At 71.0% G+C, this 22643-nt stretch carries 22 protein-coding genes; 15 read left to right on the forward strand and 7 right to left on the reverse strand.

The genetic code is table 11. From position 1 onward, the window contains the following. Positions 1 to 9: 9 nt before the first annotated feature. On the reverse strand, positions 10 to 1320 hold the full coding sequence (locus tag JI751_RS13725; RefSeq protein ID WP_201937629.1) for a DUF2252 domain-containing protein: 1311 nt from the start codon (positions 1318 to 1320) through the stop codon (positions 10 to 12). 37 nt (positions 1321 to 1357) lie between these two features. On the opposite strand from JI751_RS13725, the gene tpx reads away from it, so the two are divergent. Beyond that, a complete protein-coding gene (gene tpx, locus JI751_RS13730) occupies positions 1358 to 1855 on the forward strand; it encodes a thiol peroxidase (RefSeq protein ID WP_201937631.1) in 498 nt (165 codons plus the stop codon). Here the strand turns inward: tpx and JI751_RS13735 are convergent, their stop codons facing one another. Next, complete coding sequence (locus JI751_RS13735; RefSeq protein ID WP_201937633.1) at positions 1856 to 2503, reverse strand: MOSC domain-containing protein; 648 nt, start codon at positions 2501 to 2503, stop codon at positions 1856 to 1858. Positions 2504 to 2657: 154 nt separating this feature from the next. Here JI751_RS13735 and JI751_RS13740 point away from each other — a divergent pair, with 154 nt between their 5' ends. From JI751_RS13740 to yidC, 4 genes are read left to right on the forward strand one after another with little or no spacing between them, the layout of a single operon-like run. Next, entirely contained in the window at positions 2658 to 4313 is a 1656-nt protein-coding gene (locus JI751_RS13740; protein ID WP_201937634.1) for a phospho-sugar mutase, read from the forward strand. Position 4314: 1 nt separating this feature from the next. Beyond that, a complete protein-coding gene (locus tag JI751_RS13745) occupies positions 4315 to 5457 on the forward strand; it encodes a right-handed parallel beta-helix repeat-containing protein (protein ID WP_201937637.1) in 1143 nt (380 codons plus the stop codon). 24 nt (positions 5458 to 5481) lie between these two features. Further along, entirely contained in the window at positions 5482 to 5790 is a 309-nt protein-coding gene (locus JI751_RS13750; protein ID WP_201937638.1) for a hypothetical protein, read from the forward strand. Between the two features lie 56 nt (positions 5791 to 5846). After that, positions 5847 to 6641 (forward strand): membrane protein insertase YidC, encoded by a 795-nt coding sequence (gene yidC / locus JI751_RS13755; RefSeq protein WP_201937640.1) that lies wholly within the window; start codon positions 5847 to 5849, stop codon positions 6639 to 6641. A gap of 55 nt (positions 6642 to 6696) precedes the next feature. Here the strand turns inward: yidC and JI751_RS13760 are convergent, their stop codons facing one another. Beyond that, positions 6697 to 7320: a hypothetical protein gene (locus JI751_RS13760; protein ID WP_201937648.1), complete on the reverse strand. Its 624-nt coding sequence runs from the start codon at positions 7318 to 7320 to the stop codon at positions 6697 to 6699. A gap of 78 nt (positions 7321 to 7398) precedes the next feature. Between JI751_RS13760 and deoC the strand changes: the two genes are divergently transcribed. Genes deoC through JI751_RS13775 form a run of 3 tightly spaced genes read left to right on the forward strand, consistent with a single transcriptional unit; the run spans position 7399 to position 10696 of the window. Beyond that, positions 7399 to 8388 carry a deoxyribose-phosphate aldolase gene (gene deoC, locus JI751_RS13765; RefSeq protein ID WP_372440569.1) on the forward strand — a complete coding sequence of 330 codons (990 nt, stop codon included), beginning with the start codon at positions 7399 to 7401 and terminating at the stop codon, positions 8386 to 8388. An 8-nt stretch (positions 8389 to 8396) separates the two neighbouring features. Next, positions 8397 to 9836 carry an aldehyde dehydrogenase family protein gene (locus JI751_RS13770; protein ID WP_201937657.1) on the forward strand — a complete coding sequence of 480 codons (1440 nt, stop codon included), beginning with the start codon at positions 8397 to 8399 and terminating at the stop codon, positions 9834 to 9836. Further along, the gene (locus JI751_RS13775) at positions 9836 to 10696 is read left to right on the forward strand and encodes an aldehyde dehydrogenase family protein (RefSeq protein WP_201937666.1); all 861 of its coding nucleotides are present in this window, start codon (positions 9836 to 9838) and stop codon (positions 10694 to 10696) included. The genes JI751_RS13770 and JI751_RS13775 overlap by 1 nt, the downstream gene beginning before the upstream one ends. A gap of 65 nt (positions 10697 to 10761) precedes the next feature. Here the strand turns inward: JI751_RS13775 and JI751_RS13780 are convergent, their stop codons facing one another. Further along, the gene (locus tag JI751_RS13780) at positions 10762 to 12417 is read right to left on the reverse strand and encodes a substrate-binding domain-containing protein (protein WP_201937668.1); all 1656 of its coding nucleotides are present in this window, start codon (positions 12415 to 12417) and stop codon (positions 10762 to 10764) included. 97 nt (positions 12418 to 12514) lie between these two features. Here JI751_RS13780 and JI751_RS13785 point away from each other — a divergent pair, with 97 nt between their 5' ends. Together JI751_RS13785 and JI751_RS13790 are read left to right on the forward strand one after the other, a co-directional pair. Next, entirely contained in the window at positions 12515 to 13123 is a 609-nt protein-coding gene (locus JI751_RS13785) for a nucleoside/nucleotide kinase family protein (protein WP_201937670.1), read from the forward strand. Beyond that, the gene (locus tag JI751_RS13790; protein ID WP_201937672.1) at positions 13120 to 13638 is read left to right on the forward strand and encodes a hypothetical protein; all 519 of its coding nucleotides are present in this window, start codon (positions 13120 to 13122) and stop codon (positions 13636 to 13638) included. The genes JI751_RS13785 and JI751_RS13790 overlap by 4 nt, the downstream gene beginning before the upstream one ends. Here JI751_RS13790 and JI751_RS13795 read toward each other — a convergent pair. After that, the gene (locus JI751_RS13795) at positions 13622 to 14701 is read right to left on the reverse strand and encodes an adenosine deaminase (RefSeq protein WP_201937673.1); all 1080 of its coding nucleotides are present in this window, start codon (positions 14699 to 14701) and stop codon (positions 13622 to 13624) included. The genes JI751_RS13790 and JI751_RS13795 overlap by 17 nt on opposite strands. Before the next feature lie 44 nt (positions 14702 to 14745). Here JI751_RS13795 and JI751_RS13800 point away from each other — a divergent pair, with 44 nt between their 5' ends. Then, positions 14746 to 15201 carry a MaoC family dehydratase gene (locus JI751_RS13800; RefSeq protein ID WP_201937675.1) on the forward strand — a complete coding sequence of 152 codons (456 nt, stop codon included), beginning with the start codon at positions 14746 to 14748 and terminating at the stop codon, positions 15199 to 15201. 112 nt (positions 15202 to 15313) lie between these two features. Here the strand turns inward: JI751_RS13800 and JI751_RS13805 are convergent, their stop codons facing one another. Further along, complete coding sequence (locus tag JI751_RS13805; RefSeq protein ID WP_201937685.1) at positions 15314 to 16597, reverse strand: thymidine phosphorylase; 1284 nt, start codon at positions 16595 to 16597, stop codon at positions 15314 to 15316. Beyond that, complete coding sequence (locus JI751_RS13810) at positions 16597 to 17025, reverse strand: cytidine deaminase (RefSeq protein WP_307814222.1); 429 nt, start codon at positions 17023 to 17025, stop codon at positions 16597 to 16599. Before JI751_RS13810 ends, JI751_RS13805 begins: the two co-directional genes overlap by 1 nt. A 185-nt stretch (positions 17026 to 17210) precedes the next feature. Between JI751_RS13810 and JI751_RS13815 the strand changes: the two genes are divergently transcribed. The 4 genes from JI751_RS13815 (at position 17211) to JI751_RS13830 (ending at position 22626) form a co-directional block, all read left to right on the forward strand. Next, positions 17211 to 18329, forward strand: a complete 1119-nt coding sequence (locus JI751_RS13815) for a BMP family lipoprotein (protein WP_307814223.1) — start codon at positions 17211 to 17213, stop codon at positions 18327 to 18329. A 192-nt stretch (positions 18330 to 18521) separates the two neighbouring features. Then, positions 18522 to 20045, forward strand: a complete 1524-nt coding sequence (locus tag JI751_RS13820; protein WP_201937689.1) for an ABC transporter ATP-binding protein — start codon at positions 18522 to 18524, stop codon at positions 20043 to 20045. Beyond that, positions 20042 to 21325 carry an ABC transporter permease gene (locus JI751_RS13825; protein WP_201937691.1) on the forward strand — a complete coding sequence of 428 codons (1284 nt, stop codon included), beginning with the start codon at positions 20042 to 20044 and terminating at the stop codon, positions 21323 to 21325. Before JI751_RS13820 ends, JI751_RS13825 begins: the two co-directional genes overlap by 4 nt. After that, positions 21322 to 22626 carry an ABC transporter permease gene (locus JI751_RS13830; protein WP_307814224.1) on the forward strand — a complete coding sequence of 435 codons (1305 nt, stop codon included), beginning with the start codon at positions 21322 to 21324 and terminating at the stop codon, positions 22624 to 22626. Before JI751_RS13825 ends, JI751_RS13830 begins: the two co-directional genes overlap by 4 nt. The last annotated feature ends 17 nt before the right edge of the window (positions 22627 to 22643 follow it).

A 22643-nucleotide genomic window follows, 5' to 3' on the forward strand; every position in this document is an offset into this window, starting at 1 on the left:
CTGCGGGGGCTAGGTCGCGGCGATCCCGACCTGGCCCTCGCGGAAGGCGTCGACGAAGAGCGCGTGGTCCTCGCGGACGCGGACGGCGTACGCGATCCCCCACTCGCACAGCCACGCGACGAACTCGTTGCGCCGACCCTCCAGCGACTTCGCGATCGCCGCCTCCACGTCGAAGTCGACGAGGTCCTGCTGGCTGTCCTCGTCCGACGCACAGTGGATCTTCGCGGTCGCGCGGCCGAGCAGGTCGACGACCGCGCGCATGTCCTCTGGCTCGTTGATCTCGCTCCAGTCGAGGTCGACCTCGTAGGGCGAGATCTCCGAGACGACGTAGCCGACGCCGTCGACGCTGGTGTGGCCGAGCAGCGGGTCGGTGTGCACCTGCAGGGCCCGCTGGCTCACGGCCGTGCGGTGGCCCTCGTGCTCGAAGTAGGCGTCGACCTCGGCGGTGTCGACGAACCGGCTCAGCGCCGGGATGTTGGCCTGCTTCATGCTCAGCACGACGTCGTTGTCGAGCGCCTGGCTGTAGCCCTCGACCAGCACGTTGTAGGCCGGAAGGCCGGCGCTGCCGATGCCGAAGCCCGACTTCCCGACCACGTCGCGCAGCTCGTAGAAGAGCGCGCGGTCGAAACGCTTGGACTGCGGGATCGTGTCGAGATAGCCGCGGAAGGCGGCCACGACCTTGGCCCGCTCCTCCTTCTTGAGGCGGCGCGTGGTGGCCTCCTCGGTAAAGCGCCGTCGCCCGTTTTGCATGTACGTCATGCCGTCGAGGAGGTCGGCACGGCGCATCTGCCGCGCCATGACCAGGGCGGTCAGGACCGGCCCCTCCGCCGTGTCGAGGGTGATCTCGAAGTCGTCGTCAGAGTCGGAGGCGACGTAGTGGTTGACCTGCGCCAGGTAGGAGCGGGCATAGCGGCCGATCAGCTTGCGGATCGCGTCCTCCGGCAGCGCCTTCTGCCAGCCGACCAGCGCGAGGCTCGCGGTGAACCGCTGGAGGTCCCACGTGAAGTGGCCGAGGTAGGCCTCGTCGAAGTCGTTGATGTCGAAGACCAGGCGGCCGTCGGAGTTGAGGTAGGTCCCGAAGTTCTCGACGTGCAGGTCACCGTGGATCCAGATCCGCTCGGAGCCGTGGTCGGCCCACGCGTCCTGGTCCTGGGTGACGTCGTTGAAGAACAGGCAGGCGCTGCCGCGGTAGAACGCGTGCGGGTCGCGCGCCATCTTGCGGTACTTCGCCCTGAAGGCGGCGGGATCGGCGCGCATCAGCGGCGCGAAGGCGTCGCGCAGCACGTCGATGATCACGTCGGTCCGGTTGCTGGAGGCCATGCGTCGCACTCTAGGACGGCCGTCTAGGTTGGGCCCCATGGCAACCACACAACTCGGTGACAACACCGTCAGCACCGTCGGCGAGCTCCCCGCGGTCGGCTCGCAGGCTCCCGGATGGGACCTCGTCGGGCTGAAGTTCCAGCCCGTGACCGACGCCGACGCCGCTGGCAAGCGCGTCGTCCTCAACATCTTCCCGAGCATCGACACCGGCGTCTGCCAGGCGAGCGTGCGGAAGTTCAACGAGCTCGCGGCCGGCCTCGACAACACCACCGTCGTCAACGTCTCGGTCGACCTGCCGCTCGCGCAGGCCCGCTTCTGCGGCGCCGAGGGCATCGAGGACGTCGAGGTCGGATCGGCGTTCCGCTCGTCGTTCGGCCAGGACTACGGCATCGCGATGGCCGACGGCGGCTGGCAGGGCCTGCTCGCCCGCGCCGTGGTCGTCCTCGACACCGACCGCACCGTGCTGCACACGCAGCTCACCGAGACCATCGGCACCGAGCCCGACTACGACGCCGCGGTGGCCGTCCTCAGCTGATCAGCCTTGCCGCGAGGCGAGCCAGTCGTGCTCGACCTTCGGCAGGACCTCCGCGGCAAGGAACACGTCCGCGAGCTCACGGTCGCCCATGCACGCACGGAAGAACATGGGCACCGTGAGCCCGTGGCCCGGTCGGTGCGTCACCTCGATCGCATCGCCCGGCCGGATCTCGCCCGGTTCGCGCACCGCCAGGTAGGCCCCGGTGAGCCCGCGCTCGGTGAACCGCTTGACCCACCGCGGCTCGGCGATGTGCTTGGCGAACGTCGCACACGGCACCCGCGGACCGCAGACCTCGAGCAACGTCTCGCCGACCCGCCACTGCTCCCCCACCTCGGCCTCGTCGACGGCCAGGCCGGTGGTCGTGAGGTTCTCGCCGAACATCCCGTCGTCGAGCTCGCGGCCGAGGTGCTCGCCCCACCAGTCGAGCTCCTCACGCGCGACGGCGTACACCGCCTGCGTCTCGCCGCCGTGGTGCTTGCGGCTGCCGATCGCGTCGCCGACCACCCCACTCCCGAGCCCGCCCCGCTTGGGCCCGGGGTCGCGCACCTCGATCCGGTCCACCGGCTGCTTGTGGATCCCGCTCGGGCGGCGCATCCCGGGCACCTGCTCCAGGCTGCCGGCGTTGACGGAGAGAACGGTGGCGATCACGTCGTCACGCTAACGGGGCCCTCGGCCGACCGCCTCCGGATATCAGGACCGCACCGGGTGGCAGCCGACCTCGACGTCCGTTGATGCCGAGGTGATCGATCATGGGCAGATCCTGACAGCGACCGCTGACATCGGTGCGGGATAGCGTGCGCCCATGACCGCCGAGAACGAGCTCATCGAGCATGCCCGCGCCTGGGCCGCAGAGGACCCCGACGAGCGGACCCGGTCCGAGCTCGAGGCCGTGATCGCGGCCGCCGAGCGCGGCGAGGACACCGACCTCGCCGACCGCTTCGCGGGCACGCTCGAGTTCGGGACGGCCGGCCTGCGCGGCGCGCTCGGCGCCGGCCCCAACCGGATGAACCGGGTCGTGGTCACCCGCGCGGCCGCCGGCCTGGCGGCGTACCTCCTCGACACGGGCCACCGCGGCGGGTCCGTGGTGATCGGGTTCGACGCCCGCCACAACTCCGACGTCTTCGCGCGCGACACCGCCGAGATCATGACCGGCGCAGGCTTCAAGGCGCTCGTCATGCCCCGCACGCTGCCCACCCCCCTGCTCGCCTTCGCGATCCGCGAGCTCGGCTGCGCCGCCGGCGTGATGGTCACGGCCAGCCACAACCCGCCGGAGGACAACGGCTACAAGGTCTACCTCGGCGACGGCAGCCAGATCGTGCCGCCCGCCGACAGCGAGATCGCTGCCCGGATCGCTGCCGTCGGACCGCTCGCCGACCTGCCGCGCGGTGGCGCCGGCACGCTCGTCGGTGAGGAGATCGTCGACCGCTACCTCGACACCGTCGCCGGCCTCGCCGAGGACGGTCCGCGCGACCTGACCCTCGTCTACACGCCGCTCCACGGCGTCGGCGGCACGACCGTCGCGCAGGTGCTCGAGACGGCCGGCTTCGAGGCGCCCTACGTCGTCGAGCAGCAGGAGGAGCCCGACCCGGACTTCCCGACCGTCGCCTTCCCCAACCCGGAGGAGCCGGGCGCGATGGACCTGGCGATGGCGCTCGCGGCCGAGAAGAAGGCCGACCTCGTGGTCGCCAACGACCCCGACGCGGACCGCTGTGCGGTGGCGGTCCCCGATGCCCACGGCTGGCGGATGCTGCGGGGCGACGAGGTCGGCGCACTGCTCGCGCACCACCTCCTCGCTCGCGGCCGCACCGGCGTCTACGCCAACTCGATCGTGTCGTCGAGCCTGCTCGGCAAGATGGCGGCCGCCGCCGGCCAGCCCCACGAGGAGACCCTCACCGGCTTCAAGTGGATCGGCCGCGTCGAGGGCCTGGCCTTCGGCTACGAGGAGGCGCTGGGCTACTGCTGCGACCCCGACAACGTCCGCGACAAGGACGGCGTCTCGGCGCTGCTGCTGGTCTGCGAGCTCGCTGCGGCGGCCAAGGCCGAGGGACGTGGGCTCACCGACATCCTCGACGACATCGCCCGCGAGCACGGCCTGCACGCGACCGACCAGCTCTCGGTGCGCTTCGACGACCTCGCCCAGATCCCGGCGACGATGGACCGCGTCCGGACGAACCCGCCGACCTCCCTCGGCGGACTCGCGGTCGAGAAGGTCGAGGACCTCTCCGAGGGCTCGGCCCAGCTGCCCCCGACCGACGGCCTGCGCTACTCCCTCGCCGAGGGCGCGCGCGTGATCGTGCGGCCGAGCGGCACCGAGCCCAAGGTCAAGTGCTACCTCGAGGTCGTGATCCCGGTCGAGGCCGGCGCCGAGGGAGGGAGCGTCGATGCTGCGCGCATCTCCGCCGTCGGCCGCCTCGACGCGATCACCGCGGACCTCCGGGGCGCCGTCTTCGGCGGCTGACGTGCGCGCGCTGGTCCTCGCACTCGCGGCCGGTCTGCTCGTCGCGAGCCCCGCGACAGCGTCGTCGTACGACGACCGCGCGCAGGCACCGCGGACGTGGCGGGTCGGTCCCGAGCGCGACCTGAAGGTCCCCAGCGACGCGGCCGCCGTCGCGGGTGACGGTGACACGGTCCTCATCGACGCGGGCACCTACTCCGGGGACGTCGCGACCTGGACCCAGGACGACCTCACCCTCCGCGGCGACGGTGGGCGCGCGCACCTGCGCGCCGACGGCAACGACGCGCAGGGGAAGGCGATCTGGGTGATCGCCGGCGACCGCACGACGGTCGACCGGATCGAGCTCAGCGCGTCCTCGGTGCCGGACCGCAACGGTGCCGGCATCCGCCAGGAGGGCACCGGCCTCGTCGTTCTGCGCAGCTGGTTCCACGACAACGAGAACGGCATCCTCACCGGCGCCGATCCCGACAGCGACGTGGTCATCACGCGGTCGCGGTTCTTCCGCAACGGCTCCGGGGACGGCTACTCGCACAACCTCTACGTCGGCGCCGTCCGCTCGCTCACGGTCACCGGCAGCTGGTTCGCCGACGCCGACACCGGCCACGAGCTCAAGTCGCGAGCGGCCCGCACCACGATCGTGGGCAACCGGATCACCGACGGCACCGCCACGGCGAGCTACTCGATCGACCTCCCCAACGGTGGCCTCTCGCTCGTCGCCGGCAACGTCGTCGTGCAGGGCCCGCGCTCGGAGAACCCCGCGCTCGTGTCCTACGGCGCGGAGGGGCTCACCCAACCGAGCAGCACCCTCTGGGTCGTCAACAACACCTTCGTCAACCGTCGCACGTCCGGCACGTTCGTCGCCCTCGCCGCAGGTACGCGCGCGCACCTCCGCAACAACCTGCTCGTCGGTCCGGGCGACCTCACCAGCGCCCCGGCGGACGCCCGCGCCAACCGCCGGGTCGGGCTCGGCGGCTTCGTCTCCCCGGCGTCCGACGACTTCCGGCTCCTGGCCTCGTCCCCCGCCGTCGACCGCGGCACCCGCGTGCCGGTGCGCTGGCGCCCGCGATGGGAGTACGTCGCCCCTGCCACCCTCGCGCGCCGAACTCTCGTCGGACGCCCGGACCTCGGCGCCTTCGAGCTCCGCTGATCCGGCCCGGGCTAGCCTTCTCCCATGGTCGGCATCCTCGACCGCGTGTCACGCGGGCGCCTCGCGCTCGTCGTCGCGCTGGCAGGAATCGCCTCGGTGCTGACCGCGGCCTCGGCCACGCCCACCATGACCACGCAGGCGCTGGTGGTGCTCACCGCGCTCTCCGCGGCCGCGGCCCTGACGGGTGTGCAGCACACGCTGACGCTGCCCGGTGCCGGTCAGCGCACCCTGCGCCCACCGCGGCGCGCGGCTGCCGTGCCCCTCGTGCTCGCCGGGCGGACCACCGACGTGGTCCACCACCCGGTGCGCCCACGCGCTCCCGGACTCGTCTGAGACGTCGCCCCGCGCGACGCCGTCCAGACCCGTCCCACCTCATCCAGGAGCCACCCATGTCCCTGCTCGACCCGATCACGCATGCCCTCGCCGCGGTCCTCGCGGCCACCCACGACGCCCTCGCCGCCCTCGGCACCGATCCCGACTCGGCCCTGACGTGGCTGCTGTGCGTCACCGTCGTCGTGGTGCTCGTCCGCACCGCCCTCCTGCCGTTCGTCGTCCACGGCGTACGGCAGGCACATGCCGCGTCCCGCGCGCGGCCCCACCTCCGCGACCTCACCGAGCGCTACCGGGGCCGGACCGACGCCGACAGCCTGCGGCGGATGATGGACGAGCGCCGCAGGGTCTCCGCGGAGCACGGCGTCAGTCGGCTCGGCTGCCTGCCCGTGCTGGTCCAGCTGCCGGTGTGGCTCGGCCTCTACCACCTGATCTCCGACGTCGCCTCCGGGACCGTCGTCGGCGCCATGGGTGCGGGACCGGTCTCGTCGCTCGGCGCCGCGTCGGTGCTCGGGGTCTCGCTGGCGGCGCGCGGCTACTCCGGCGTCGGGCCGACGCACCTGCTCGTGGTGGACGGACTGGCCCTGACGGCGGCCGGGCTGTCGTACGCCACCCAGAGGTTCTTCGTCGCTCCCAACACCATGCTCGACGGCATGCCCGAGGCGATGGCCACCGCGCACCGGATGATGCCGGCGCTGTCGGCCGTCGGACTCCTCGTCGCCGGCGGCGTCGTGCCGGTCGCCCTGCTCCTCTACTGGGTGGTCAGCTCGACCTGGACGCTCGGACAGTCGGCGGCGATCGCCAGGTGGTGGCCGACGCCGGGCACGGAGGCCGCGCGTCGCGTCACGGCGTGATGACGGTCGACGAGAGCGTCGTGCCCGCTGGTCCTGGACGGCCGGGAGACAGCCTTCAGAGGAAGAGGCTGACCGCCAGCAGGACCAGGCAGGCGCCGATCAGCCCGAGCGGCAGCCACGCCGGCTCCCGGCGTACGGCGTCGGGCAGCGCGAGCTGCTCCTCCGACCCCGCCCGGATGCCGTCGCGACTGCGGGCCTTGTCGACGAGGTCGTAGAGGCGGTTCTCCACGAAGTCGGCGTAGTGCATCCCCTCGGTGGGCGCCAGCGCCGCGCTGTCCGCGAGGCCCCCGGGGCGGTGGCGCGACGTGAGGGCCTTGCGCCACGTGCGCCCCACGACCGTCGAGACGAACCGCTTGTCGGCCGCGCGGACGGCCAGCACCTGGCGCACGGCCATCTCCTCGACGGCCGCCAGTCGGATGTGGACGGTCTCGCCGAGGTTGCGCATGACGAGGTGCTCGTGGGTCGCCCACAGCGCCGGCCGCAGCATCGCGGCCCACGCGAGGACCCCGAGGAGCAGGCTGGCCGCCACCACCCAGAGCGGGAACCCCTCGTCGACGTAGGCCACTCCGGCGACCACCAGGACGCCGGTGAGGACCACGGTCAGCCAGCCGGTCACGCGGCCGCTCGTGGGCTGGAAACGCTCGACCACCGCGTCGTGGTCGTCCTGCAGGGGTGCCATGTCGTCCTCGTCGATTTGGGCAGTGTTTGGCCCACTGGGGATTGTCGGGCCCGTCTTCGCCAACTCTATGCTGGGTCGGTGACACCGACTCCCAGCTCAACGGCGAGCGCCCCCGCGGAGCACGCAGCGACGGACGGGTCGTTCGACGACATCGTGCGCTCCGACTCCTCGCTCCGCCGATTCCTCCACGGCCTCCCCGGGGTCGACCAGGTCGGCTGCGAGGCGCGCGCCGCGGGCCTCGGCACCCGATCGATCAAGACGACGTCGAAGGCCTTCGCCATCGACCTCGCCATCCGGATGGTCGACCTGACGACGCTCGAGGGCCAGGACACCCACGGCAAGGTCCGCGCGCTCGCCTCCAAGGCGATGCGCCCCGACCCCGCCGACCCGACCTGCCCGGCCACGGCGGCCGTCTGCGTCTACCCCGACATGGTCGCCACCGCCAAGCAGACCCTCGGCGACAGCGGCGTCCACGTCGCCGCCGTCGCGACCGCGTTCCCCAGCGGCCGTGCCGCGATGGACATCAAGCTCGCCGACGTCCAGGACGCCGTCGAGGCCGGCGCCGACGAGATCGACATGGTCATCGACCGTGGCGCGTTCCTCTCCGGCCGCTACCTCGAGGTCTTCGAGGAGATCGCCCAGGTCCGCGAGGCCTGCGGAGACGCCCACCTCAAGGTGATCTTCGAGACCGGCGAGCTGCAGACCTACGACAACGTCCGGCGCGCCAGCTGGCTCGCGATGATGGCCGGTGGCCACTTCATCAAGACCTCGACCGGCAAGGTCCAGCCCGCCGCGACGCTGCCCGTCACGCTGATCATGCTCGAGGCCGTACGCGACTTCCGCGAGCAGACCGGTCAGATGGTCGGCGTGAAGCCCGCGGGCGGCATCAAGACCACCAAGGACGCCATCAAGTACCTCGTGATGGTCAACGAGATCGCCGGTCCCGACTGGCTCGACCCCGACTGGTTCCGCTTCGGTGCGTCCACGCTGCTCAACGACCTGCTGATGCAGCGCACCAAGATGACGACCGGTCGCTACTCCGGTCCCGACTACTTCACGCTGGACTGAGGCGCCTGATGAGCACTGTTTTCGAGTACGCCCCCGCACCCGAGTCGCGCGCGATCGTCGACATCAAGCCGTCCTACGGCCTGTTCATCGACGGCGAGTTCGTCGACGGCACCGGCAAGGCCTTCAAGACCGTCAACCCGGCCACCGAGGAGGTGCTCGCCGAGGTCGCCGAGGCGAGCGACGCCGACGTCGACGCCGCCGTCAAGGCCGCCCGCCGCGCCTACACCCGCGTCTGGTCGCGGATGTCCGGCTCCGAGCGCGCCAAGTACCTCTACCGCATCGCGCGGATCATCCAGGAGCGCGGCCGCGAGCTCGCCGTACTGGAGTCGATCGACAACGGCAAGCCCATCAAGGAGTCGCGCGACGTCGACATCCCGGTCGTCGCGGCGCACTTCTTCTACTACGCCGGCTGGGCCGACAAGCTGAAGTACTCCGGCTACGGCGAGACGCCGCTGGGCGTCGCCGGCCAGGTCATCCCGTGGAACTTCCCGCTCCTGATGCTGGCGTGGAAGATCGCCCCGGCCCTGGCGTGCGGCAACACCGTCGTGCTCAAGCCCGCCGAGACCACCCCGCTGACCGCGCTGCTGTTCGCCGAGATCTGCCAGCAGGCCGACCTCCCGCCGGGCGTCGTCAACATCGTCACCGGCGCCGGTGACACCGGCCGCGCGATCGTGTCGCACCCCGACGTCGACAAGGTCGCCTTCACCGGCTCGACCGACGTCGGCAAGGCGATCGCGCGTGCTGTCGCCGGCAGCAACAAGAAGGTCACGCTCGAGCTCGGCGGCAAGGCGGCCAACATCGTCTTCGACGACGCCCCGCTCGACCAGGCCGTCGAGGGCATCGTCAACGGCATCTTCTTCAACCAGGGCCACGTGTGCTGCGCCGGCTCCCGCCTGCTCGTGCAGGAGTCCGTGGCCGACGAGGTCATGGAGCGCCTGAAGCGCCGGATGGCCACGCTGCGCGTGGGCGACCCGCTCGACAAGAACACCGATGTCGGGGCGATCAACTCCGCGGAGCAGCTCGCGAAGATCCGCGAGCTCTCCGACATCGGCGAGGCCGAGGGCGCCGAGCGCTGGTCGGCCCCGTGCGAGCTGCCGTCCAACGGCTACTGGTTCGCCCCGACGGTCTTCACCGGCGTCTCGCAGGCCCACCGCATCGCCCGCGAGGAGATCTTCGGCCCGGTGCTGTCCGTGCTGACGTTCCGGACGCCCTCCGAGGCGGTCGAGAAGGCCAACAACACCCCGTTCGGCCTCTCGGCCGGCGTGTGGACCGACAAGGGCTCGCGGATCCTGTCGATGGCCAACCGGCTCCGCGCCGGCGTCGTGTGGGCCAACACGTTCAACAAGTTCGACCCGACCTCGCCGTTCGGCGGCTACAAGGAGTCCGGGTACGGCCGCGAGGGCGGCCGCCACGGGCTCGAGGCCTACCTCAAGGGAGAGGACAGCTGATGTCCCGCATCGACGTGCGCAAGACCTACAAGCTCTACATCGGCGGCCAGTTCCCCCGCTCCGAGTCCGGCCGCTCCTACGTCGTCAACGACGCCAAGGGCCGCCTGCTCGCCAACGCCGCGCAGGCCTCCCGCAAGGACGCCCGTGACGCCGTCGTCGCCGCCCGGGCCGCCTTCGGTGGCTGGTCCGGCAAGACCGCCTACAACCGGGCCCAGGTCGTCTACCGCATCGCCGAGGTCCTCGAGGGGCGCCGCGAGCAGTTCGAGGCCGAGCTCCGCGCCGCCGAGGGCATCTCGACGGCGAAGGCGCGCACCTACGTCGACGCGGCCATCGACCGCCTCGTCTGGTACGCCGGCTGGGCCGACAAGATCACCCAGGTCGTCGGCAACGCCAACCCGGTCGCCGGCCCCTACTTCAACCTGTCCACCCCGGAGCCCAGCGGCGTCATCGCCGTCGTCGCTCCCCGGGGTGCCCTCCTGGGCCTGGTCAGCGTCGTGGCGCCGCTCATCATCACCGGCAACACCGTCGTGGTGATCGCCAGCGAGGACAACCCGCTGACCGCGATCACGCTCGGCGAGGTGATGGCGACCAGCGACCTCCCCGGTGGCGTCGTCAACGTCCTCACCGGCTCGCAGGCCGAGATCGCCCCCTGGCTGGCCTCGCACATGGACGTCAACGGCATCGACCTCACCGGCGTCGAGGACGTCGCCCTGGCGACCGAGCTCGAGGCGGCCGGAGCCGACAACCTCAAGCGCGTACGCCGTCCCGCTCCCGACACCGACTGGCTCGCCGAGCCCGGCCTCGACCGGATGACCCGGTTCCTCGAGACCAAGACGGTCTGGCACCCCATCGGCGTCTGACCGCACCGACACCGACGACGAAGGCCCCCGGAGATCCTCCGGGGGCCTTCGTCGTACGTGCGGGGTCAGCGGTTGAGCAGCGCCTGCGCCAGGATCCCGAGGATCTCGTTGGGGTCGTTGACGACGTACTTCTGCCCGCCGGTGGCGGTCGCGATCTCGTCGAGCTCGCCGGTGTCGGACTCCTGAGAGAGGCCGATGATGATCACCTTGACCGGCTTGGCCGGGTCGCGGAGCGTCTTGAGCTGGTTGACGAGCGAGTCCAGCGAGAGCGAGCTGGTGTCGTCGGCGGCACCGTCGGTGAAGATCACGACCGAGTTGAACCAGGCCGGGTCCCACTTCTCCTGCGCGTACTTGTACGCCGCCAGCGTGGTGTCCATGACGCCCGTGCCGCCGCGGACGCGGTCGACGAGCTTGCCGGCCTCGCTGCGGACGACGTCGCCGTGCGTGCCGGCCGCGCCGGCCGGGGCGTCGAGGCGGTCGAGGGTGGCGTACTCCTCGTAGGAGACCCCGCCCTCGCCGCGGTTCTTCGAGAAGCCCCAGATGCCGATCCGGGCCTGCTCCGGGAACGCGTCGAGCGCGACCTCGGAGGCCTGGACGGCGAGCTTGATGCGGGTGGTGTCGCCGATGGCCGTCTTCATCGAGCCCGACAGGTCGACGACCGCGAGGATGCTCGAGGGCACCGACAGCACGCGCCACTGGCGGAGCGTGTCGTCCGTCGTCTTCTGCGCCACCGTCGGGAGGACCTTGGCGTCGCCGAGGCCGATCTCGCTGGGCAGCGGGGCACCGTCGGGGCCGCGCAGCTCGGCGGCGGCGATGGCCTCCACGCCGGCGGTGGACGTGAACCAGCGGGTCAGCGCACGGCCGACACGGGCCGACATGTCCCCGCCGCTGGCGAGGAGGTCGCCGCTGCCACGGCTCACGTCGATGAGCGGGTACTGCAGCATGGGCACACCGGTCTTCGGCGCCACCAGGCTCAGCTGGTCGTTGCTCCGACGAGCGGTGAGGTAGGCCTCCTCGGTCGCGGGCACCAGCTGGGTGCTCGACGCGGAGATCGTCGACAGGTCGGTCTCGTTGGCGCTGCCGGCCACCGCGCGCTCGCCGTACGTCTGCGCGACGGGGACCGTCTTCTGCTCGATCGACTGCGGGGTCTCGCCGGTCTGCTTCATCTCGGCGTAGGGGGCCAGCAGGGCGAGGGCGGATGCGCCTTCGGCGCTGGGGTCGGCCATCGCGAGGCTGCCGCCGTCGAGGGCGCTCGCCCACGAGTCGGGCGCCTTGGCCGCGGGGCCGCCGATGAGGCCGACGGGCGTCTGGGCGAGCACCTTGGCGATCGGGGAGCCGGTCCAGCCGGCCGCGGTGAGCTGGCCCTTCCAGGTCGGGCTGTCCGGGATCCAGATCTCGGGGAGCTGGGCGTCGGGGTCGGCGAGCAGCGCGACGACGTCCTTCACCGTGCCTGCGGTGACCTGGATGTCGACGCACGGCTCGTCGGCGTTGACGTCCTCGACGGCCTGCTCGACCAGCTCCTTCATGACCGGGGCGGTGGTGAGGGTGACCTTGTCCGAGACGCAGTCCGCCTCGGCCGGGACGTCGTCCCCGCTGACGAACGTGAAGGCCGCGAAGAGGCCGAGCGCGATGACGAGCACCAGCCCGACGAGCAGCGGGACATTGCGCTTGCGAGGCGCGGACTGCCCGTTTCCGGGCGCGGCGGAGTCGTCCAGACTCATGAAGTTCCTCCCACAAGGAATTTCGATCAGCGGTCTGGGCGAGACTAGTGTCCAGCCCTGACCCCCGTGGCCGAACGACGAAATGAGATGGAAACACGTGAGCGCTGCCCAGGTGGTCGTCCTGGCCGGGCCGAGCGGGGCCGGGAAGTCCCGGCTCGCCGAGCGGCTCGGGCTCCCGATCCTCCGGCTCGACGACTACTACAAGGACGGCGACGACCCGACGCTCCCCCGCATCAGCGTCGGCGCCAACGCCGGCATCGTCGACTGGGACGACCCCGCCTCGTGGCACGAGCAGGATGCCCTCGCCGCGCTCCGTGAGCTCTGCGCGACCGGCCGCTGCGAGGTCCCGGTCTACGAGATCTCCCAGAACGGCCGCGTCGGCTCCCGGCCCGTCGACCTCGAGGGCAGTCCTCTCTTCGTCGCGGAGGGGATCTTCGCGCCGGAGGTCGTGGCCACCTGCCGCGAGGAGGGCCTGCTCGCGGCGGCCTACTGCATCACCCAGCACCCCCTCGTCACCTTCTGGCGCCGGCTCACCCGCGACCTGCGCGAGCACCGCAAGCCCCCGCTCGTGCTGATGCGTCGCGGGGTCGCCCTCATGCGCGACCAGCAGCGCGTCGTCGCCCACGCCCTGCGCCAGGGGTGCCGCAAGGCCACCGGCGACCAGGCCTACGCCGAGCTGACCGCGTCGGCGGTCGGCCGCCGGTGAGGCTCCGGCAGCCCGACCGCCGCTCGTGCGGCGCCGCCGCGCTCGTGATGGCCCGCCGGATCGTGCACCCGCGCTATGCCGGGCTGGTGGGCGACCAGGCGACCTTCGCCCACGAGGCCGTGACGCTCCATCGCCGGCTGACCTCGCTCGCCGACACCGCCGGCGGCTGGCAGGTGCCGTGGCCGCGCTCGCTCGGGACGCCGCCGTGGGCGGTGGCCCGCGAGCTGCGCCTCCTCACCCGGGTGCCGTACGACGTCCGCACGGTGCGGCTGGGCCGTCGGGTCTGGCCGCACCTGGCCCACGTGACACCGACGCGACCGGCGGCGGTCTTCGTCGGCGACCGCTTCCTGCCCCGCCACGTCGTGCTGGTCACCGACGTCGAGCGCGACATCACCCGGACCTACGAGCCCGCGTCGGGCCTCGACCTCGAGGTGTCCCGCGGGCGCTGGGAGTCCGGGGACCTCGGCCTTGCCGGCTGGGACCGGCCGTGGCTGGTGGTCAGCCCTCGGCGATGAGGGCTGCGTAGCCCGGCTTGACGACGTCGTCGATGATCGCGAGCCGCTCGTCGAAGGGCAGGAACGCCGACTTCATCGCGTTGATGGTGAACCAGCGCAGGTCCTCGAGCCCGTAGTCGAAGGCCTCGACCAGGCCGAACATCTCCTCGGTCATCGACGTCCCGCTCATCAGCCGGTTGTCGGTGTTGACCGTGACCCGGAACCGCAGCTTCGTCAGCAGGCCGATCGGGTGCTCCGCGATCGACTCGGCGGCGCCGGTCTGGATGTTGGAGCGCGGGCACATCTCGAGCGGGATCCGCATGTCACGGACGTAGGCCGCGAGCCGGCCGAGCTCGACCGACCCGTCGTCGTTGACCGTGACGTCGTCGATGATCCGCACGCCGTGGCCGAGCCGGTCGGCGCCGCACCACTGGATGGCCTGCCAGATCGACGGCAGGCCGAAGGCCTCGCCGGCGTGGATGGTGAAGTGCGAGTTCTCCCGCTGGAGGTACTCGAACGCGTCGAGGTGACGGGTGGGCGGGAAGCCCGCCTCGGCGCCCGCGATGTCGAAGCCGGCCACGCCACGGTCGCGCCACGCCACGGCGAGCTCGGCGATCTCCATCGACCGCGCCTGGTGGCGCATCGCGGTCAGCAGCTGGCGTACGACGATCCTGCCGCCGCTCGCGGCCACCCCGGCGTCGAAGCCCTCCTGCACCGCAGCGACCACCTCGTCGAGCGTCAGGCCGCCCGTGACGTGCTGCTCGGGGGCGTAGCGCACCTCGGCGTAGACGACGCCGTCGGCCGCCAGGTCCTCGACGCACTCACGCGCGACCCGGGCGATGTGGGGGCCGGTCTGCATGACCGCGACGGTGTGGTCGAAGGTCTCCAGGTAGCGCACCAGCGAGCCGGAGTCGGCCGACTCGGTGAACCACCGGCCGAGCGACTCCGCGTCGGCGGCCGGGAGCTCGTGGCCGATCTCCGCGGCCAGCTCGACGATCGTCTGCGGACGCAGGCCACCGTCGAGGTGGTCGTGCAGCAGCACCTTCGGGGCACGGTGGACCTGGTCGCGGGACAGAGTGCTCATCGGCACATCCAAGCACTTGCGGCCGTTGGTCTATCTTCGGCCCCATGCGCACCTTCACCACGCTCGACGACGTCGCCGCCGCTGCCGGCTCGGAGATCGGCACCAGCGAGTGGCTCGAGATCGACCAGGCGCGGATCGACGCGTTCGCCGACGCGACGCTCGACCACCAGTGGATCCACGTCGACGTCGAGCAGGCCGCCGCCGGACCGTTCGGCACGACGATCGCGCACGGCTTCCTGACGCTGAGCCTGCTCCCCCGCTTCGCCTCGCAGGTCTTCCAGCTCGAGACGCCCGGGGCACGGCTCAACTACGGCCTGGAGAAGGTCCGCTTCCCCAGCCCGGTGCCCGTGGGCAGCCGACTGCGCTCGCACGTCCGCTTCGGCGAGGTGCGCGACCTTCCCGCGGGCAAGCAGCTCATCGTCGAGCACACCGTCGAGATCGACGGCCAGGACAAGCCCGCCTGCGTCGCCCAGCACGTGGTGCTGCTCCTCAACGCCTGATCAGCTGATCCGGTCGTCCAGTCGCGTCGCGTTGCGTTCCCCGGGTACCCGGGGAAACTGGAGCCTTCACCCCGAAACTTCGGGGGCAAGGCTCCAGTTTGGCTATGGAACCTCAGCTGATCCGGTCGAGCACGATCTCCCCGCGCGTGAAGCCCGCGCCGTCGCCGATGTCGTAGCCGCCCTCGAGCGAGGCGAGGGCGCGGTCGAAGCGCTCGGGCTCGTCGGTGAGCAACGTGAAGAGCGGCTCGCCCTCGGTGACCTCGTCGCCCGGGCGCGCGTGCCAGACCACGCCGGCACCCGCCTGGACCGGGTCCTCCTTGCGGGCGCGACCGGCACCGAGACGCCAGGCCGCGAGACCGACCGCCATCGCGTCGAGGCGGGTGAGCGTGCCGCTGGCCGGTGCGGCGACGACGTGCAACTCCTTCGCCTCCGGCAGCGCGGCGTCGGGGTCGCCGCCCTGCGCGCGGATCATCGCCTTCCAGGCGTCCATCGCCGAGCCGTCGGCGAGCTTGTCGGCCGGGTCGACGTCGTCGCGTCCCGCGCCGGCGAGCATCTCGCGGGCCAGGGCGAGGGTCAGCTCGACCACGTCGGCGGGCCCGCCACCGGCGAGCACCTCGACGGACTCGGCGACCTCGATCGCGTTGCCGGCGGTGAGGCCGAGCGGGGTGGCCATGTCGGTGAGGAGAGCGACGGTGTGCACGCCGGCGTCGGTGCCGAGCGCGACCATCGTCTCGGCGAGCTCGCGCGCAGTGGCGAGGTCCTTCATGAAGGCGCCGCTGCCGACCTTGACGTCCAGCACGAGCGCGCCGGTGCCCTCGGCGATCTTCTTGCTCATGATCGAGCTGGCGATCAGCGGGATCGCCTCGACCGTCCCGGTCACGTCGCGCAGGGCGTAGAGCTTCTTGTCGGCGGGCGCGAGGCCGTCGCCGGCGGCGCAGATGACCGCGCCGACGTCCTCTAGGATCGCGAACATCTCCTCGTTGCTGAGCGCCGCGCGCCAGCCCGGGACCGACTCGAGCTTGTCGAGGGTGCCGCCGGTGTGGCCGAGGCCGCGACCGGAGAGCTGGGGTACGGCGACGCCACAGGCCGCGACGAGCGGGGCGAGCGGGAGCGTGATCTTGTCGCCGACGCCACCGGTCGAGTGCTTGTCGGCGGTCGGCCGCGACAGGGTGGAGAAGTCCATCCGCTCGCCGGAGGCGATCATCGCGGCGGTCCAGCGGGCGATCTCGGTGCGGTTCATCCCGTTGAGCAGGATCGCCATCGCGAGTGCGGACATCTGCTCGTCGGCGACCTCGCCGCGCGTGTAGGCGTCGATCACCCAGTCGATCTGGCTGTCGGTGAGCTCGTGGTTGTCGCGCTTGGCGAGGATGACCTCGACGGCGTCGTGGGCGGCCATCAGCGGCCTCCGTCCTGGTCGGTTGCGGTCGAGGTGACGAGGCCGAGGTCGTCAGGCCCGAAGGCGTCGGGCAGCACCTCGGACATCGGCTTGACGCCCGCGATGGTCCAGACCAGCAGGTCGCGCCCGCCGTGCTCGAAGAGCAGCTGGCGGCACCTCCCGCACGGCATGATCACGTCGCTGTCGGCGTTCACGCAGACGAAGTGCGTCAGGCGGCCACCCCCGGTGGCGTGGAGCTGGGAGACCAGCCCGCACTCGGCGCAGAGCGTGACGCCGTACGCCGCGTTCTCGACGTTGCAGCCCACCACGGTGCGCCCGTCGTCGGTCCGCGCGGCGGCTCCGACGGGGTAGCGCGAGTAGGGCGCGTAGGCGCGTCCCATCACCTCGACGGCGGCCTGCTTGAGCTCATCCCAGTCCCTCTGTTCCACGGCGCAACTATGTCGCATACGGCGAAGCGAGGGTCTTTGGCAGGTTTCGCCGAAAGATCGCCTGCAGGTTTTATGTCACAGACGTATTTCGGTGGTCAGTATCTGCGTGACCTGTGGCACGTGGGGAGGCATCATGACGCCCGAACGCTGACCCCAACCCCGGGGTGCACGAATTTGGAGGCATTGTGCTGAAGACGAGGAAGGTCGTCTCGAGCGGCCTGGTTGCGCTGCTCGCGGCCGCGACGCTGGCTGCGTGCGGTGACGCACCCGAGGAAGACACCAACACCGGCGGGAGCGCCAGCGAGACCCCCGCTGCGAGCGACTTCCTGCCCTGCATCGTCTCCGACGCCGGCGGGTTCGACGACAAGTCGTTCAACCAGCTCGGCTTCGAGGGTGCCCAGCAGGCCGCCGACGAGCTGGGCGTCGAGCTCAAGTCCGTCGAGTCCAACAGCGAGAACGAGTTCGCCCCCAACCTGGAGAGCCTCGTCGGCGAGGGCTGCGACGTCATCGTGACCGTCGGCTTCGCGCTGGCCTCGGCCACCAAGGAGTCCGCCAAGGCCAACCCCGACATCGAGTACGTCCTCATCGACGACTCGGCCGACGGTGGCGACGACGGTGCGACCTTCGACGGCAAGGCCGACGTCGAGAACATCAAGCCGCTCCTCTACAACACCGCCCAGGCCGCGTTCCTGGCCGGCTACGCCGCTGCCGACTACACCAAGACGGGCAAGGTCGGCACCTACGGCGGTCTCCCCTTCCCGACCGTGACGATCTTCATGGACGGCTTCAAGCAGGGCGCCGAGTACTACGCCAAGGAGAACAAGAAGGACGTCGAGGTCGTCGGTTGGGACGGCAAGGACGGCTCGTTCACCGGTGGCTTCGAGGCCAACGAGGCCGCGACCAGCACGGCCAAGCAGATCCTGGACCAGGACGTCGACGTGATCCTTCCCGTCGGTGGCCCGATCTACCAGGGCGCCATCACGGCCATCGAGGACTCGGGCAAGGACATCGCGATGCTCGGCGTCGACGCTGACCTCTACGAGACCGACCCGTCCACGCAGCCCTACGTCATGACCTCGATCCTCAAGGGCATGAAGGTCTCGACCTACGAGGCCGTCCTGGCCGCGGGCAACGACGAGTTCGACTTCGCTCCCTACGTCGGCACGCTCGAGAACGACGGCGTCGGCATCGCCCCGTTCCACGACTGGGAGAGCAAGGTCAGCCCCGACCTGCAGGGCAAGCTCGACGAGGTGAAGGCCGGCATCATCGACGGCTCGATCAAGGTCGAGTCCTACCTGGGCTGATCAGCCCCTGGTAGCAGCCAGGTTGCACCACTGCTCCATCGCGAGGGAGGCCGACGGTTCCGTCGGCCTCCCTCTGCTTGTGCCAGTCGACGGCCCCGATGTTTGGCACATCTGTGCCCAGACCTGCGGCTGTGCGGCGACTAGCCTTCCTCGCGGCCAAGCCGCACACCCCGACCCCTAGGATGCGATGCCATGAGACTCGTCCTGCGAGGCATCACCAAGCGCTTCGGCAGCGTGGTGGCCAACGACTCGATCTCCCTCACCGTCGAGCCCGGCGAGATCCACTGCCTGCTCGGCGAGAACGGTGCCGGCAAGTCGACCCTGATGAACGTGCTCTACGGCCTCTACAAGGCCGACGAGGGCGAGATCGAGCTCGACGGCGTCGTCCAGCACTTCACCGGTCCCGGTGACGCGATGGCCGCCGGCATCGGCATGGTCCACCAGCACTTCATGCTCATCCCCGTCTTCACCGTCGCCGAGAACGTCATGCTCGGCAACGAGTCCACCGGCTTCGCCGGCACGCTCGACCTCGACGCGTCCCGCACCCGCGTCACCGAGATCTCCGATCGCTTCGGCTTCCACGTGAACCCGGACGCCCTCGTCGAGGACCTCCCGGTCGGCGTGCAGCAGCGGGTCGAGATCATCAAGGCGCTCTCACGCGACGCCGAGCTGCTCGTCTTCGACGAGCCGACCGCGGTCCTCACTCCCCAGGAGACCGACGAGCTGATGGACATCATGCGCCAGCTCAAGGAGGCCGGGAAGGCGATCGTCTTCATCACCCACAAGCTCCGCGAGGTCCGCGCCGTCGCCGACCGCATCACGGTCGTCCGCCTGGGCAAGGTGGTCGGCGAGGCGGATCCCAGGTCCAGCAACGCCGAGCTCGCCTCGATGATGGTCGGCCGCCCGGTCGAGCTGACCGTGCACAAGGACGAGCCCCAGCTCGGTGCCGACGCCCTGGTGGTCAAGGACCTCCGCGTCGTCGACCCCGCGGGTCACGCGCAGGTCGACGGGCTCAGCTTCACCATCCGCGCCGGCGAGGTCCTCGCCGTGGCCGGCGTGCAGGGCAACGGCCAGACCGAGCTCACCGAGGCCCTCCTCGGCCTCCAGGACGACGTCACCGGCTCGATCGTCCTCGACGGCACCGAGCTCGTGGGGAAGTCGACGCGCAGGATCCTCGACTCGGGGGTCGGATTCATCCCCGAGGACCGCCAGGTCGACGGCCTGGTGCCCGGCTTCACCATCGCCGAGAACCTCATGCTCAACCGCAGCTTCAAGTCGCCGTTCGTGAAGAACGGTGGCCTGCGCATCGGCGCCCTGCGCGAGTTCGCGCAGCAGAAGCTCCAGGAGTACGACGTCCGCGCCCGCGACATCGACTCGCTGGCCGCCAACCTCTCGGGCGGCAACCAGCAGAAGGTCGTCGTGGCCCGCGAGCTGTCCCGCGACCTGCGCCTGCTGGTCGCCGCACAGCCCACGCGCGGCGTCGACGTCGGCTCGATCGAGTTCATCCACAAGCAGATCGTCGCGACCCGCGACAGCGGCATCCCGGTGCTGGTCGTCTCCACCGAGCTCGACGAGGTGGTCGCCCTCGCCGATCGCATCATGGTGCTCTACCGCGGCCAGGTCGTCGGCATCGTGCCGGCCGACACCCCGCGCGAGACCCTCGGACTGATGATGACCGGCGAACGCCCGAAGGACCTGAAGGACGTGGCCGTATGAGCGACGCAGACAAGCCCCAGCCCGACGAGAAGCCCGTGCAGCCGGAGCCGGAGTCGGGGACGGACACCGTGACCGAGGAAGCGCCGCAGGAGACGACGGAGGACGCCGCGAAGGACGACTCGCGCTCGCGCTCGGTGCTCCGCGAGATCGCCTCCGGCGACGCGCTGTCCGGGGTGCTGGCCGTCTTCCTCGCCGTGTTCGTCGGCTCGGTGATGATCGCCGCGACCGACGAGGGCGTGCGCGAGACGCTGGGCTACGTCACCGCCCGCCCGTCCGACTTCTTCTCCGCCGTGTGGGAGGCCATCTCCGGCGCCTACAGCGCGATGTTCCGCGGCGCGATCTTCAACTACAACCTCACCGAGCCGGCCCAGCAGTGGCGCCCGCTGACGGAGACGCTGAAGTTCGCCGGGCCGTTGATCCTCGGTGGCCTCGGCGTCGGCATCGCGTTCCGCGCGGCGCTCTTCAACATCGGTGGTCGCGGCCAGATGCTGATCGCCGGCGGCGCGGCCGGCCTGGTCGGCTCGCAGGTCTCCCTCCCGGCCGGCATCCACCTCGTCGTCGCGATCCTGGTCGGGATGGCGGCCGGTGCCCTGTGGGGCGGCATCGCCGGCCTGCTCAAGGCCCGCACGGGTGCGCACGAGGTGATCGTGACGATCATGCTCAACTACGTCGCCTTCTACCTCCTCTTCTACGCGCTCGCCGAGGACTTCCTCTTCAAGACGCCGGCGTCCAACAACCCGAAGTCGCTTCCGATGAAGGAGACCGCGATCCTGCCCAAGGTGCTGGGCGACAAGTTCAACCTGCACCTCGGCTTCGTGCTCGCGCTCATCGCCGTCGGCGTGGTGTGGTGGCTGCTCAGCCGCTCGACCCTCGGCTACCGGATCCGCGCCGTCGGTGAGAATCCGCACGCCGCCCGCGCGTCCGGCATCAACGTCGGGCGCACCTACACCACCGTGATGCTCATCGCCGGCTCGCTCCTCGGCCTCGCAGGCGTCAACCAGGTGCTCGGCACCGTCTCCAGCGGCGTCTCGCTCGACCTCGACGCCTCGATCGGCTTCGACGCCATCACCGTGGCGCTGCTCGGCCGGTCGCGTCCGCTCGGCATCCTGGCCGCCGGGCTCCTGTTCGGCTTCCTCAAGGCCGGCGGCTTCACCATGCAGTCGTCCGAGAACATCTCGGTCGACCTCGTGCTGGTGGTCCAGTCGCTGATCGTCCTCTTCCTCGCCGCACCTCCCCTGGTGCGCGCGATCTTCCGGCTCCCCGCCCAGGAGGCCAAGTGAGCACCGTGACCAACCCGACGCCCGCCGACCAGGGCGGGCTCGCGCCCGACCCGGCGGTCACGCCCACGAAGGCGGCCGGTGCCAAGAAGCTGCCGATCATCTTCGGCGTGATGGCGGCGCTGCTGGCGATCGTCCTCCTGCGCTCCGCCCACGAGGGCGACACGACGTTCCAGCTGTCCGCCGAGACCGACTTCGTGACGCTGCCCGACATCACCGTGCCCTCGATGCTGACGGCCTGGCTGATGGTGCTGGTGTGCGTCGCCGTCGCCGGTGAGTCCGTACGCCGCCTGCTGGCGCACGTGCGCCAGCCGGCGTGGCTGCCGATCGTCTTCGCCCTCGCGTGGATGACCGGCTTCCTGAGCTGGGCGGCCGCCGACGGCCGGATCCGCGTGGTCAGCCTCTTCGCCGGCGCGGTCGCACTCGCGATCCCGCTGGTCTTCGGCGCGCTGGGAGGCGTGCTCGGCGAGCGCGCGGGCGTGGTCAACATCGCCATCGAGGGCCAGCTGCTCTTCGGCGCCTTCGCCGCGGCGATCACCGCCTCGCTCACCGGCTCGTCGCTGGCCGGCCTGGTCGCCGCGATGGTGGCCGGTGCGCTCATCGCGCTGATCCTCGGCCTGTTCGCCATCACCTACTTCGTCGACCAGGTGATCGTCGGTGTCGTGCTCAACGTGCTGGTGGTCGGCCTGACGAACTTCCTGTTCCGCCAGGTCCTCACCCCCAACGCCGACACCCTCAACTCCCCCGAGCGGATGCGCGCGTTCCCGATCCCGGTGCTCGGCGACATCCCACTGATCGGCCCGATCCTGTTCCGCCAGACCCCGCTCGTCTACCTGCTCTACATCGTGGTCGCGCTCGTCGCCTACGCGCTCTACCGCACGCGCTGGGGCCTCCGGGTCCGCGCCGTCGGCGAGCACCCCAAGGCGGCCGACACCGTCGGCATCAGGGTCAACCGCACGCGCTACCGCACGATCCTGCTGGCGGGTGCGATCGCCGGCCTCGGTGGCGCCTACTTCAGCCTGGTCTCGGTCGCGGGCTTCAACCGCGAGATGACGGGCGGTGCGGGCTACATCGCGCTCGCGGCGGTCATCTTCGGCAAGTGGGACCCGATCCGGGCGACCCTCGCGGCGCTGCTGTTCGGCTTCGCCTCCAACCTGCAGGGCGTGCTGTCGGCCATCGGCTCCCCCGTGCCGAGCCAGTTCATGCTGATGCTCCCCTACCTCGTCACCATCTTCGCGGTGGCGGGCCTGGTCGGCCGCTCCCGGCCCCCGGCCGCCGACGGGGTGCCCTACAAACAGCAGTAGCACCACGACGTACGCAC

It is taken from the genome of Nocardioides baculatus (assembly GCF_016735675.1).
Classification (GTDB): Bacteria; Actinomycetota; Actinomycetes; order Propionibacteriales; family Nocardioidaceae; genus Nocardioides; species Nocardioides baculatus.